Origin of the sequence: Hallella faecis, assembly GCF_018789675.1 — a bacterium.
Classification (GTDB): Bacteria; Bacteroidota; Bacteroidia; order Bacteroidales; family Bacteroidaceae; genus Prevotella; species Prevotella faecis.
In genome coordinates this window covers 36,663-50,342 of sequence record NZ_JAHKBE010000008.1, presented here as the reverse complement: position 1 = coordinate 50,342, position 13,680 = coordinate 36,663, and the positions used below count along the sequence as shown (strand labels likewise).

General features: G+C 56.4%; 12 protein-coding genes and 1 pseudogene. All 13 read left to right on the top strand.

The genetic code is table 11. The features are described from left to right. Positions 1-35 precede the first annotated feature (35 nt). The 13 genes and pseudogenes from KM934_RS03510 (at position 36) to KM934_RS03450 (ending at position 13,350) form a co-directional block, all read left to right on the top strand. Positions 36-1,379 (top strand): sodium-dependent transporter, encoded by a 1,344-nt coding sequence (locus KM934_RS03510; protein ID WP_215759236.1) that lies wholly within the window; start codon positions 36-38, stop codon positions 1,377-1,379. A 38-nt stretch (positions 1,380-1,417) separates the two neighbouring features. Then, positions 1,418-2,332 carry a helix-hairpin-helix domain-containing protein gene (locus tag KM934_RS03505; protein ID WP_215759235.1) on the top strand — a complete coding sequence of 305 codons (915 nt, stop codon included), beginning with the start codon at positions 1,418-1,420 and terminating at the stop codon, positions 2,330-2,332. A 921-nt stretch (positions 2,333-3,253) separates the two neighbouring features. Continuing rightward, positions 3,254-3,724: an arginine repressor gene (argR, locus tag KM934_RS03500; RefSeq protein ID WP_215759234.1), complete on the top strand. Its 471-nt coding sequence runs from the start codon at positions 3,254-3,256 to the stop codon at positions 3,722-3,724. A gap of 8 nt (positions 3,725-3,732) precedes the next feature. Next, a complete protein-coding gene (locus KM934_RS03495; RefSeq protein WP_215759233.1) occupies positions 3,733-4,368 on the top strand; it encodes a GNAT family N-acetyltransferase in 636 nt (211 codons plus the stop codon). A 164-nt stretch (positions 4,369-4,532) separates the two neighbouring features. Beyond that, complete coding sequence (locus KM934_RS03490) at positions 4,533-5,732, top strand: argininosuccinate synthase (protein ID WP_215759232.1); 1,200 nt, start codon at positions 4,533-4,535, stop codon at positions 5,730-5,732. 21 nt (positions 5,733-5,753) lie between these two features. Continuing rightward, positions 5,754-5,948, top strand: a complete 195-nt coding sequence (locus tag KM934_RS03485; RefSeq protein WP_215759231.1) for a PspC domain-containing protein — start codon at positions 5,754-5,756, stop codon at positions 5,946-5,948. Positions 5,949-5,963: 15 nt separating this feature from the next. After that, positions 5,964-6,968: an N-acetyl-gamma-glutamyl-phosphate reductase gene (gene argC, locus KM934_RS03480; RefSeq protein WP_215759230.1), complete on the top strand. Its 1,005-nt coding sequence runs from the start codon at positions 5,964-5,966 to the stop codon at positions 6,966-6,968. Between the two features lie 114 nt (positions 6,969-7,082). Continuing rightward, on the top strand, positions 7,083-8,225 hold the full coding sequence (locus KM934_RS03475; protein ID WP_215759229.1) for an aspartate aminotransferase family protein: 1,143 nt from the start codon (positions 7,083-7,085) through the stop codon (positions 8,223-8,225). Then, entirely contained in the window at positions 8,222-8,998 is a 777-nt protein-coding gene (locus KM934_RS03470; RefSeq protein WP_215759228.1) for a pyrroline-5-carboxylate reductase family protein, read from the top strand. The genes KM934_RS03475 and KM934_RS03470 overlap by 4 nt, the downstream gene beginning before the upstream one ends. 53 nt (positions 8,999-9,051) lie before the next feature. Further along, positions 9,052-9,609 (top strand): helix-turn-helix domain-containing protein, encoded by a 558-nt coding sequence (locus KM934_RS03465; RefSeq protein WP_215759227.1) that lies wholly within the window; start codon positions 9,052-9,054, stop codon positions 9,607-9,609. 20 nt (positions 9,610-9,629) lie between these two features. Continuing rightward, positions 9,630-11,303 (top strand): AMP-binding protein, encoded by a 1,674-nt coding sequence (locus KM934_RS03460; RefSeq protein ID WP_215759226.1) that lies wholly within the window; start codon positions 9,630-9,632, stop codon positions 11,301-11,303. A gap of 26 nt (positions 11,304-11,329) precedes the next feature. Next, positions 11,330-12,103, top strand: a pseudogene (gene proB / locus KM934_RS03455) (glutamate 5-kinase); the annotation flags it as partial. After that, entirely contained in the window at positions 12,103-13,350 is a 1,248-nt protein-coding gene (locus KM934_RS03450) for a glutamate-5-semialdehyde dehydrogenase (protein ID WP_215759224.1), read from the top strand. The pseudogene proB and the gene KM934_RS03450, both read left to right, overlap by 1 nt. Positions 13,351-13,680 lie beyond the last annotated feature (330 nt).

Here is a 13,680-nt window from a genome sequence, read left to right as displayed (position 1 = left end):
CCTCCCACGGCGCTACCATACCCCCACACATCAACATGACAGAACGTGGTAATTTTGGAACCAAGATAGGCGTGGTGCTCGCTACGGCAGGCTCCGCCGTTGGCTTAGGCAACATTTGGCGTTTTCCCTATATGACCGGCCAGGATGGTGGCGCCGCCTTCATCCTGGTTTATGCCGTGTGCATCCTTTTGTTGGGCATTCCCGGCATGGTGGCCGAGTTTGTTGTGGGTCGCCATGGCGCATCCAACGCCGTTCGCGCCTATTATAAGATGGGCGGACGATGGTGGTCGGCCATTGGATACATGGGCACCGTCACCTCCATGATTATCCTCGGCTTCTACGCCGTTATTGCCGGATGGTGCCTGCAATACCTTGTGGCCTCGTTTATGGGCAACCTTCATGGCGACGCCAACTATGTAGCCACCTATTTCAAGACCTTCTCGTCAGCCCCCTGGCAGCCCCTTCTGTGGACCATAGTGTTCATAGTCATCACCCACCTGGTGGTGATCCGTGGCGTTCGAAAAGGCATCGAGAAGTTCAGCAATGCCCTCATGCCCATCCTCTTCGTGCTGTTGCTGGTCATCGTGGTGGCCTCCTGCCTCCTGTCCAATGCCGGCAAGGGCGTTGAGTTCCTGTTCAAGCCCGATTTCTCACGCATGTCGCAAAGTGTGTTGCTCGACGCCCTTGGCCAAGCCTTCTTCTCCCTCTCGCTCGGCACGTCGTGCCTCTGCACCTACGCCTCCTACTTCAGTAGGCAAACCAACCTGCTGAAGACCGCCGGACAGATCGCTTGCGTCGACACCCTCATCGCCATCCTCGCCGGCCTGATGATCTTCCCCGCCGCCTTCTCCGTGGGCATCCGCCCCGACAGCGGCCCGTCGCTTATCTTCATCACCCTTCCCAACGTGTTCCAGCAAGCGTTCAGCCCCACCTTGGGCTATGTGGTGGCCATCCTCTTCTATGCGCTCCTGGCGCTGGCCGCCCTCACGTCCACCATCTCCATGCACGAGATAGGCACCTCCTTCTTCTATGAGGAGCTCCACATCTCGCGCAGGCGAGGCGCCATCATCGAGACGGTGGTTTGCTGCGCCATCGGTGTGCTCTGCTCCCTGTCGTGTGGCGCCGTCGACATCAGCTTGTTCGGCAAGTCGTTCCTCGACTGCTGCGACTTCCTCACCTCCAACATTCTCTTGCCCCTTGGTTCCTTCTTCACCTGCATCCTCGTGGGATGGGTGGTGCCCCGACGGGTGGTCAAGGACGAGGTGTCCAACTGGGGCACGCTGCGCGTGTCGGTCTATGCCGTGTGGCTCTTCATCATCCGCTTCATCTCGCCCGCGTGCATCTTGCTGGTGTTCCTCCATCAGATGGGCTTCGTCTAATACGCCATCCATCCTACTAACCTAACCTATCCATCGACGTGAAACTCAAAGATTTTCTCTATTTCAACCGTTCCGACCGCAATATCGTCATCTTTTTCCTGACGTTGCTGGTGGTTGCCGGCACCCTCGTTTCTTACTTGGGGTGCGAAACCGATACACCCTTGGCCCTGGCTCCAGATAGTCTCCCCACGGCCGACAGCGCACGCCCGTCGAACCGTCGCGCCGCCACCTATTATTCCGACCAAGGTGGTTATTACCGCCAAGACGACGTAAGGCGGCCCGAACGTTTCGCGTTCGATCCCAACACCGCCGACAGCAGCCAGTTGCTTCGCTTAGGATTGCGCCCGTGGCAGGTGCGTAGCATCTATCGTTACCGTGCCAAGGGCGGCATCTATCGTCAGCCGTCCGACTTCGCCCGGCTCTATGGGCTTACACAAAAGGAGTATCGCGAGCTGGAGCCCTATATCCGCATCGGTGCCGATTACCAACCCGCCGCCGACCGCTATGCCACCCACCATGAGGCTCGCCGCGACAGTTTGAAGCCCACTTACCCCGCGAAGCTCCAACTCTCACAAACCATCGATCTCAACACCGCCGACACCGCATTGCTGAAGCGTGTGCCCGGCATAGGCTCTTACTTTGCGCGCGAGATAGCCCATTACCGCCAACGGCTGGGCGGTTTTTACAGTGCCGACCAACTGCTCGAGATCGACGATTTTCCCGAGAAGGCCCTCTCGTATTTTGTGATCCACGACAAGCCCGCCAAGATTGCCGTGAACCGTCTGACGCTCAACCAGCTCAAGCGCCATCCCTACATCAACTATTACCAAGCCAAGGCCATCACCGATTACCGCCGCTTGCGTGGACCGCTGAAGAGCCTCGCCGATTTGCGCTTGCTCAAAGACTTCACCCCCGAGGACATGGAACGCCTGAGCCACTACGTGGAGTTCTGATTCGAGGTTGCCAGTGGTCCCACCCATGGGTCGACCACAGGCCGCGCCTCGTGCCACCCGTCCTGATTTTTTGCTAAAAAGTTGTGCGCCGATTTGGGTTGAAATAGCGCACGAAAAAGTTGTTTTTGCGTGTTTGGAACGCAAAATCGGCGCTTCGCTTTTGCCTTTAGGCATCTTTCGAGTTGCGAAACATGCCCGATCGAGACGCCGCTTGGCATGTTTCCCACTGCGAAAGGCCATGTATTGAGCCTCGGTTAGGCATGTTTTGTGGTGTGGAATGTGAAATGTTGAGTGTGGAATGAAGTCTTTGGATGGTAAGTGGCTGAGTGTTAGGATGATGCGTAAAAACGCTGAGAATCGCGTATTTCGGCCAAATATTTCCGTCGTGGAAAACAAACGTGTAGTTTTCTGTATAGATTGTTATAATAATTCGTTGTGCTTGCCACAACTGCTGTTGCACCTCTTGCGCTGCCGCGAGGCGCCCAAGGAGCGAACCTACCCACCCGCCAGTAGGCGCAATGCCGATGTGTGAACCGGCCACGCCGCATCGCCCCGTTTACCCGCGCTTGGCGCAGCCATTTGCAAAATGTATGCTTATACCCTTTTTCTGCATATAGGCGCACGGTCCTTCCTCAGTCGGGAAATTGCCTAACACGACTTATGAAGTGTGGATATACACCTTATTTTCTTCCCTATTATATAATGTATCCCTCTGTTCCGATATCTATTTGCCTCACGTTCCTAAGGAGAGCCGTTTGCTTACATTATGTATTTTATTCACCTTGAGCGCATATTTATAACGGTTGATTATGCTTTAAATGTAAGAAATATGTTTGAAATATAAGAAAAATGCAGATTTGTTTGCATGTTTGCATGATAAATAGTAACTTTGCGAACGGATAAGGAATAAAAATACATAGCATGAAGACAAAAGACCGCCGGCTTGAAGCCATCAAGATGATTATTTCAGGTAAAGAAGTAGGTAGTCAGGAAGAAGTGCTCAACGAGTTGCGCAAGGAAGGGTTCACGCTCACCCAAGCTACGCTGAGCCGCGACCTGAAGCAGCTGAAGGTTGCCAAAGCGGCCTCGATGAATGGCAAGTATGTTTATGTTTTGCCCAACGAGACCATGTATCGACGATCGCACAAGCCCCTATCGGCCGGTGAGATGTTGAGCAATCCCGGTTTCCTATCCATCAATTTCTCGGGCAACCTCGGAGTTATCAAGACTCGCCCAGGTTACGCCAGTTCCATTGCTTACAACATCGACAACAGTAACGTGCCCGAAATATTGGGTACCATCGCCGGCGACGACACCATTATTATCGTGCTTCGCGAGGGTGTCGACCATAACGCTCTTATAGACGGCATTAACGACATAGTAGATTTTTAACAACATCCATGAAAGACATTCAGGTAATGGTGGCCGATGAGAGCCATGTGAAATACGTCGACACCATTCTTCAGACCATTGCAGACGCCGCCAAGGTGCGCGGCACCGGCATCGCCAAGCGCTCACCCGAGTATGTGGCAACCAAGATGCGTGAGGCCAAGGCCGTCATAGCGCTTGAGGGCGAGCGCTTCGCAGGATTCAGTTATATTGAGACATGGGGTAACAAGCATTATGTAACCACCTCCGGACTGATCGTCCATCCCGACTACCGTGGCCTCGGACTCGCCAAGCGTATTAAGAACCTCACCTTCACGTTAGCCCGCGTGCGTTGGCCCCACGCCAAGATCTTCTCGCTCACGTCGGGATCGGCCGTGATGACGATGAACACCCAGCTGGGCTACCATCCCGTGACCTTCAACGACCTCACCGACGACGAGGCCTTTTGGCGAGGCTGCCAGGGATGCATCAACCACGACGTGCTGGAGCGTACCGGACGAAAGTTCTGCATCTGCACCGCCATGCTCTTCGACCCCGACGAGCACCTGCCCGCCAAGATTTCCCCAGAGGTCATGGAGCGCATACGCCGCATCGACGGGCTGAAAAGCACGGCCACGATGACCTCCGACGACTTTGGGGAGTCGTAGCCCGGTAGCTCGGAGCGGAGCAAATCGCAAGGAACAGAAACACCTATTATAATATAACAACAACAAAAACACCAAAATACATCCGTTCTTGTCCATGCGTCGGCCGTGAGCCGCAAGGCCATTGGGGCCAGCATGGGCCGGACGGGAAAAACAGGAGCATCATTATGAAAAAGAAAGTAGTGGTAGCCTTCAGTGGAGGCCTTGATACATCATACACCGTTATGAAACTCGCCCAGGAGGGCTGGGATGTCTATGCAGCATGCGCCAATACCGGTGGATTCAGCGCCGAGCAGTTGAAGACCAACGAAGAGAATGCCATCAAGTTGGGCGCCGTGAAGTATGTAACCCTCGATGTGACGCAGGAGTACTACGCCAAGTCGCTGAAATACATGATCTTCGGCAACGTGCTGCGCAACAACTGCTATCCCATCTCCGTGTCGTCGGAGCGCATTTTCCAGGCCATCGCCATTGCCCGCTACGCCAAGGAGATTGGCGCCGACGCCATTGCCCACGGATCGACGGGTGCCGGCAACGACCAGATACGCTTCGACATGACGTTCCTCGTCATGGCCCCTGGAGTGGAGATCATCACCCTGACGCGCGACAAGGAGCTCTCGCGCAAGGAGGAGGTCGACTACCTGAACGAGCACGGCTTCTTCGCCGACTTCACCAAGTTGAAGTATAGCTACAACGTAGGCATTTGGGGCACCAGCATCTGCGGTGGCGAACTGCTCGACCCCACCCAGGGACTGCCCGAGGAGGCCTACCTGAAGCACGTCACCGCCGAGGAGCCCGAGGCCGAGCTGCGCATCACTTTCGAGAAAGGCGAGATAGCCGCCGTCAACGGCGAGCCGTTCGACGATAAGGTCAAGGCCATCCAGAAGATCGAGGAGATAGGCGCCAGCTACGCCATCGGTCGCGACTGCAATGTGGGCGACACCATCATTGGCATCAAGGGCCGTGTGGGATTTGAGGCCGCAGCGCCCATGCTCATCATCGAGGCCCACCGCCTGCTGGAGAAGTCGACCCTCTCCAAGTGGCAGCAATATTGGAAAGACCAGGTGGCCAACTGGTACGGCATGTTCCTCCACGAGAGCCAATACCTGGAGCCCGTCATGCCCGACATGGAGGCGTTCCTCAGCAGTTCGCAGCGCCACGTCAATGGTACCGCCATCCTGAAGTTGCGCCCCTATGGTTTCCAGACCGTTGGCGTCGACTCGCCCGACGACCTCACGAAGTCGAAGCTCGGCGAGTATGGCGAGATGAACCACGGTTGGACCGCCGACGACGCCAAGGGCTTCATCAAGATCAGCTCTACGCCGCTGCGTGTGTTCTACGGCATGCACCCCGACGAGCAGCGTTAATAACCCCTAAACCCTCATGTCATGACTACAAACAAACGCCTTCTCCGCTCCTCATCCGACCGTTGGGTAGCAGGAGTGTGCGGCGGCATCGCCGAGTATTTTGGTTGGGATCCCGCCATCGTGCGCCTGGCCTACGTGCTGCTCTCCGTGTTCAGCGCCGCCTTCCCCGGCCTCTTGGTCTATATCATCCTTTGGCTCATCATGCCACAATACTAATCATCGACACCCATTATGATACGAATAGGAATACTGGGCGGCGCCGGATATACCGCCGGCGAACTCATCCGCCTGCTGCTCCATCACCCTGAGGCACAGCTGGTGTTTGTCAATAGCGAGAGCAACGCCGGCAACCTGCTGACCGATGTCCACGAGGGACTCTATGGCGACACCGATATGCGCTTCACCTCAGAGATGCCCTTCGACGCGGTCGACGTGGTGTTCTTCTGCTTCGGCCACGGAAAGAGTGAGGCGTTCTTGCGCGAGCATCATATCCCCGCGACGGTGAAGATCATCGACCTGGCCCAAGATTTCCGCTTGGCCGCCAGTAAGCCTTACGACTCCACGCAGCCCTATACGCCCGACAACCACGACTTCGTGTATGGTCTGCCCGAGATCAATAGGCAGCGCATAGCCGCCGCCCGCCACGTGGCCAACCCCGGTTGTTTCGCCACCTGCATACAGTTGGGATTGCTGCCCGCAGCCCACATGCAACTCATCGACAACGATGTCATGGTGAACGCCATCACGGGATCCACCGGAGCTGGCGTGAAGCCCGGTGCCACCACCCACTTCTCGTGGCGCACCGACAACCTCAGCGTGTACAAGGCCTTCCGCCACCAGCACGTGCCCGAGATACGGCAGAGCCTCAAGCAGGAGCAGGCCTCGTTCTCCGCGGCCATCGATTTCATACCTTACCGTGGCAATTTTGCGCGTGGCATCTTCGCCACCGAGGTGCTCCGCACCCAGGCCCAGGCCGATGCCATCGTGGAAGGCTACAAGGCGTTCTACGCCCATGAGCCGTTTACCCATTACGTCGACAAGCCGCTCGACATGAAGCAGGTGGTCAACACCAACAAGGCGCTGGTCCATTGCGACGTCATCGACGGCAAGTTGCTCGTCACGGCGTGTATCGACAACCTGCTCAAAGGTGCCGTAGGACAGGCCGTGCAGAACATGAACCTCATGTTTGGCATCAGCGAAACGACAGGCTTGGGCCTCAAGCCATCGGCCTTCTAACAAAGGGTGTGGGTGCCAAGGCGTCCACATCCACCCAACGTCCCTCCATCCGATGGAGGGCTTATGTGTAACAACCGGCCCGCATGCGCAGGGCCCCGAGACGACTAATGTAAGATGAAATTATTCGATGTATATTCCCTCTTCGCCATCAACATCGTGAAGGGAAAAGGAACGAGAGTTTGGGACGACAACGATCAGGAGTACCTCGACCTTTATGGTGGCCATGCCGTCATCAGCATAGGCCATTGCCACCCCCATTATGTGAAGGTGCTGGAGCGCCAGCTCTGCAACCTGGGCTTCTATTCCAACAGTGTCATCAATGGCCTGCAGGAGAAGGTCGCCGACCGGTTGGGCCGCGTGTCGGGCTACGACGACTACCAGCTCTTCCTCGTCAACAGTGGCGCTGAGGCCAACGAGAACGCCCTCAAGTTGGCCAGTTTCCACACAGGACGCACCCGTGTGCTGGCCGCTGGCCATGCGTTCCACGGCCGTACGTCGCTGGCGGTGGAAGCCACCGACAACCCGAAGATTGTGGCGCCCATCAACAACAATGGCCACACCACCTTCCTGCCGCTCAACGACCTGCCGGCCTGGGAGCGCGAACTGGCCAAGGGCGATGTGTGCGCCGTCATCATCGAGGCCATCCAGGGCGTGGGAGGCATCCGTCTGGCCACACCCGAGTTTGCGCAAGGACTGGCTGAGGCTTGCCGGAAGCATGGAACGGTGCTCATCTGCGACGAGATACAATGTGGCTATGGCCGTAGCGGTAAGTTCTTTGCCCACCAGTGGCTCGGCATCAAGCCCGACCTCATCACGGTGGCCAAGGGCATCGGCAACGGATTCCCCATGGGAGGCGTGCTCATCTCACCCCGCTTCGTTCCTGTCAAGGGACAGCTCGGAACTACCTTCGGCGGCAACCATTTGGCTTGCGCCGCAGCCCTCGCCGTGCTCGATGTGTTCAACAAGGAGCACCTCGTCGACAATGCCCATGAGGTGGGCGAGTATCTCATTGGCAAACTCAAGGAACTGCAGGAGACCGAGCCCCATATCCTTGAGGTGCGTGGTCGCGGCCTGATGATAGGTGTCGACCTCGACGTTCCCCACAAGGACGTGCGTGTGCCGCTCATCCATCAGGAGCATTGTTTCACCGGATGCGCCGGAACCAACGTGCTGCGCCTGCTGCCACCGCTCTGCCTCACCAAGGCCGACGCCGACCTTTTCGTCAGCAAATTCAAACACATACTCGATACATTATGAAGATAGCCATGATTGGAGTGGGCGCCATGGGAGGTGCCACCGTGCAGGGGCTGCTTCAGGTGCCGTCTGTCTGCCCAAGCGATATTATCGTGTCGAACCCCACGACGGCGAAGACCGACAGGTTCAAGGCCGTGGGGGCGCATGCCACAACCGATAACAAGGAGGCGGCAGCCAAAGCCGATGTGGTGTGCATCTGTGTCAAGCCGTGGCTCGTGGAGACGGTCTTCGACGAGATACGCGATGTGTTGCGACCCAAGGAGCAACTGCTCGTCATCATGGCGGCAGGTATCAGTCCTGACCAGGTGAAGCTGTGGTTGCCCGACACACCGCCCTTCTTCTTGGTTATCCCCAATATCGCCATTGCCCAGAAACAGTCGATGACGTTCGTCGTTCCCGTGGACGCCACGCCTGAGCAGACGGCGCTGGTGAAGGGCCTTTTCGATGAGATGGGTACGGCGTTGCTGACCGATTATCAACACCTCGCAGCCGGAACCACGCTGGCTTCGTGTGGTATCGCCTACGCCATGCGCTACATCCGTGCGGCGTCGGAGGGCGGTGTGGAGCTTGGTTTCAAGGCCGATGTGTCGAAGGAAATCGTGATGCAGACGCTGGAGGGAGCCGTCCAACTGCTCAGGGCCACGGGTATGCATCCGGAGCAAGCCATCGACCAGGTGACCACTCCGGGCGGACTGACCATCAAGGGGCTCAACGAGATGGAGCACGCGGGCTTTACGTCGGCCGTCATTCGTGGCCTGAAAGCCAGCACGAAATAGGCTTTGGGCCGTGCTTTTCACATTACACAAATATTTCTTAATAAGCAACCAATATGGATGAACAACTAAAACAAATTGGAGAACGACTCAAGGGGTTGCGCGATGCGCTCGATCTGACGGCCCAGGAGGTGGCCGACGCTTGCGGTCTTAATGTCGAAAAATACGAGAAGGTAGAGCAGGGTGAGGAAGATATCACCATCTCCAAGCTGATGAAGATTGCCCATAAGTATGGCGTGTCGGCAGAGGAGCTGATGTTTGCCGAGGCACCTCGCATGAAGTCTTATTTCGTGGTGCGCAAAGGTCAGGGCATGAGCGTGGAGCGTACCAAGGCGTATAAGTACCAAAGCCTGGTGAGCGGCTATGTCAATCACAAGGCCGACGTGTTCATTGTGACCGTTGAGCCCAAGCCCGAGGCCCACACCGTTTATAAGAATAACCACGCCGGACAAGAGTTTAACCTCGTGCTCGAGGGCGCCATGGATATTTATCTCGACGGAAAGACCATCCGCCTGAACGAGGGCGACAGCATCTATTTCGATTCCAGCAAGCCCCATGGCATGCTGGCCGTAGGCGATAAGGCGGTGAGGTTCTTAGCCGCAGCAATTGGATAATCATCAGGATACAAAACACAATGATAGAGAGATTTTTAAAGCAGACCCACTTCGAGTCGGTAGAGGACTATAATAAACATCTGGAATTTATCGTTCCGGAGAATTTCAATTTCGCCTACGACGTCATGGACGTGTGGGCTGAAGAGGCGCCCAACAAGCTTGCCATCCTTTGGACCAACGACCAAGGCGACGAGATCAGAACCACCTATGCAGAGCTCAAGGAGCAGTCGGACCAGGCGGCTTCGTACCTGCTCTCGTTGGGAATTGGCAAGAACGATCCCGTCATGCTCATCCTCAAGCGTAGGTATGAGTGGTGGGTCGTCATGTTGGCGCTCCATAAGATCGGTGCCATCGTGATTCCCGCCACACACATGCTCACCAAGCACGACATTGTGTACCGCAACACGCGAGCCAGCGTGAAGGCCATCATCTGTGTCGACGACGCCTATGTGACCGAGCAAGTCAAGCAGGCCATGCCCGAGAGTCCTTCGGTGAAGACCCTCATTGCCGTGACCGACCATGGCAAACCCATCCCCGAGGGCTTCCGCGATTGGCAGGCCGAGTGGCGCAAGGCTCCTAAGTTTGTTAAGCCGAAGTTTGTAAACACCAACGAGGACACCATGCTGATGTACTTCACCAGTGGTACCAGCGGTGAGCCGAAGATGGTGGCACACGATTACCTTTATGCCTTGGGCCACCTTACGACGGGTGTGTTCTGGCATAATTTGCACGAGAACTCGCTCCACCTCACAGTGGCCGACACGGGTTGGGGAAAAGCTGTTTGGGGCAAGTTCTACGGCCAGTGGTTTGCCGGAGCTACCGTTTTCGTGTTCGACCACGAGAAGTTCAACGCCGACACCCTGCTCAGGCAGATAGAGAAATACCACGTCACATCGTTCTGTGCGCCTCCTACCATCTACCGATTCATGATTCGCGAGGATCTGTCGAAGTACGACCTCTCATCGCTGGAGTATTGCACCACGGCCGGTGAGGCCCTAAACCCCGCTGTGTTCGATAAGTTCAAGGAACTGACGGGCATACAGATGATGGAGGGATTCGGCCAGACCGAGACCACCATGACGCTCGGAACCATGCCTTGGATGAAGCCCAAGCCGGGATCGATGGGTATGCCCAACGCCCAGTACGACATAGACCTGGTGAAGCCCGACGGCACTCCTTGTGAGGACGGTGAGAAGGGCGAGATAGTGGTTCGCGTAGGCGACCGCAAGCCCATCGGCCTGTTCAAGGAGTATTATCGCGACCCGGAGCTGACCAAGGAGGCTTGGCACGATGGTCTGTACCACACGGGCGACATGGCCTGGCGCGACGAGGACGGCTACTATTGGTTTGAGGGACGCATCGACGACGTCATCAAGTCGAGTGGCTACCGTATCGGCCCGTTCGAGGTGGAGTCGGCTTTGATGACCCATCCGGCTGTTGTGGAGTGTGCCATCACGGGTGTTCCCGACGACATCCGTGGCATGGTGGTCAAGGCTACGGTGGTGCTCGGCAAGGAGTGGAAAGACAAAGCGGGCGATGCGCTGGTTAAGGAGCTGCAGCAACATGTGAAGAAAGAGACTGCGCCTTACAAGTATCCGCGCATCGTGGAGTTTGTCGACGAGTTGCCAAAGACCATCAGCGGCAAGATCCGTCGTGTGGAAATCCGTAAGAAGGACAGCGAGAAACAAGACTGATAGGCACCATTCTAACTCACGATACCATGGATGAGAAGAAGAAAAGAATGGTGGTGAAGGTGGGCAGTAATGTGCTGACCCGCCGCGATGGCAAGCTCGACGTGACGCGGGTGTCGACCCTCGTCGACCAGATAGCGTGGCTCAGGCAGCACGGGCACGAGGTCATCCTCGTGTCGTCGGGCGCCATGGCCAGCGGAAGGGGTGAGCTACGCGTGGACCACCGATTGGATTCGGTGGAGCAGCGACAGCTCTTCTCCGCCGTCGGACAAGTGAAACTGGTGGGGCTCTACTACGATTTGTTCCGCGAGTTTGGCATTCCCATAGGTCAGGTGCTTACCATGAAGGAGAACTTTGAGCCCGGTGAGCAGTACCTAAACCAACGGGCCTGCATGGAGGTGATGCTTGAGAATGGCGTCTTGCCTATCGTCAACGAGAACGATACGGTGTGTGTCACCGAGCTGATGTTCACCGATAACGATGAGTTGTCGGGCCTTATCGCCAAGATGATGCGTGCGGAGACATTGGTGTTGCTGTCGAACATCGATGGCATTTATACCTCTCATCCCGACGATCCCAATGCGGAGCTCATCCGGGAGGTGGCACCCGACCGCGACCTCAGCGAGTATATCCTTCCCGAGAAGAGCGCTTTCGGACGCGGTGGCATGCACTCCAAGTACACCACGGCTAAGAAAGTGTCGCAGGCTGGCATACGTGTCATCATCGCTAACGGTGAGCGCGACAATGTGTTGGTGGATTTAGAGACCCGCAAAAACCATGTTCCACATACTGAATTCATACCATGCAACTGACCCATCTGTTCCAACAGGCCAAGCAAGCCAGCCGTTCGGTGGCTTCCATGACCGATGAGGCGCGCAACGCCGTGCTCTTGGCGGTGGCCGAGGAGATACGAACGCAGAGCGCGTCGCTCCTTCAGGCCAACCGGAAAGACCTGGCGGCCATGCACAAGAGCAACCCGTTGTACGACCGGTTGATGCTGACCGATGAGCGCCTTTGTGCCATATCGCACGACATGGAGAACGTAACCCGGTTGCCATCGCCCTTGGGCCGCGTCAGCCATGAGCGCACACTCGACAATGGTTTGCGCCTTCATCGGGTGAGTGTGCCCTTCGGTGTCATCGGCGTTGTTTATGAGGCGCGCCCCAATGTGACCTTCGACGTGTTTGCGCTCTGTTTCAAGAGTGGCAACGTTTGTGTGCTCAAGGGCGGTCGCGACGCTGAGGCTTCCAATCAGGCGGCGGTTGATCTCATTCACGGTGTGCTCCGGCGCATGGGCGTTGACGAGCAGGCGGTGGTGCTGTTGCCGGCCACTCATGAGGCCACGGCTGAGATGCTGAATGCCGTGGGCTACATAGACCTTTGTATTCCGAGGGGCGGACGAAAGCTTATCGACTTAGTGAGAGACACGGCCCGCATACCTGTCATAGAGACGGGAGCGGGCGTTGTCAACACCTATTTTGACGAAACGGGCGATCTGGAGAAAGGAAAGGCCATCGTGCTCAACGCCAAGACGCGTAGGGTTTCGGTGTGCAACGCCTTGGATTGCTTGTTGGTGCATGTGGCACGGCTGGCCGATCTGCCTGCGTTGTTGGAGCCTTTGGCGGGCAAGAACGTGGTGCTTTATGCCGATTCTGCCGCTTATGGCCAACTGGAAGGGCATTATCCGTCCAACCTACTGTGTGAGGCCGACGCCGAATCGTTTGGCCGCGAATACATGGATTACAAGATGTCGGTGCGCGTGGTGCGCGATATCGATGAGGCCGTCGACCACATCGCCCGTTACGGATCGGGCCATAGTGAGGCCATCATCACCGAGGACGAGCAGGCTGCCCGCCGCTTTCAGGCACAGGTTGATGCCGCTTGCGTTTATTGGAACGCCCCAACGTCGTTCACCGATGGCGCCCAGTTTGGCCTGGGAGCAGAGATTGGCATCAGCACTCAGAAGCTTGGGCCGCGTGGTCCTATGGGGTTAGACGAGATCTGTACCTACAAATGGATTGTGGAAGGCAACGGTCAGACACGCCCATAAAGCGTTTCCAATGCTCTCGTAAACTACATACGGAGCCTTCTTAGGGCGTTCCTAATGCTCTCGTAAACTACATGCGGAGTCTTCTTCGGACGTTCCTAATGCTTTCGTAAACCGCTTAAGGTGTATTCTTTGAGCGCCGCTAATGCTATCTTGGAATGCTTATGGGGTTTCGATAAGTCGCTTATGGGGTTGGCTCGTCTCAGAGCAGGCAATGCCTTTAGGTGCTTATGGTTTAGGCTCGTCTCAGAGCAGGCTGTGCCTTTAGGTGCTTATGGTGTTGGCTATGCTTATCCCTGACAAGACAACGATTATTTAATCATACAACGATCA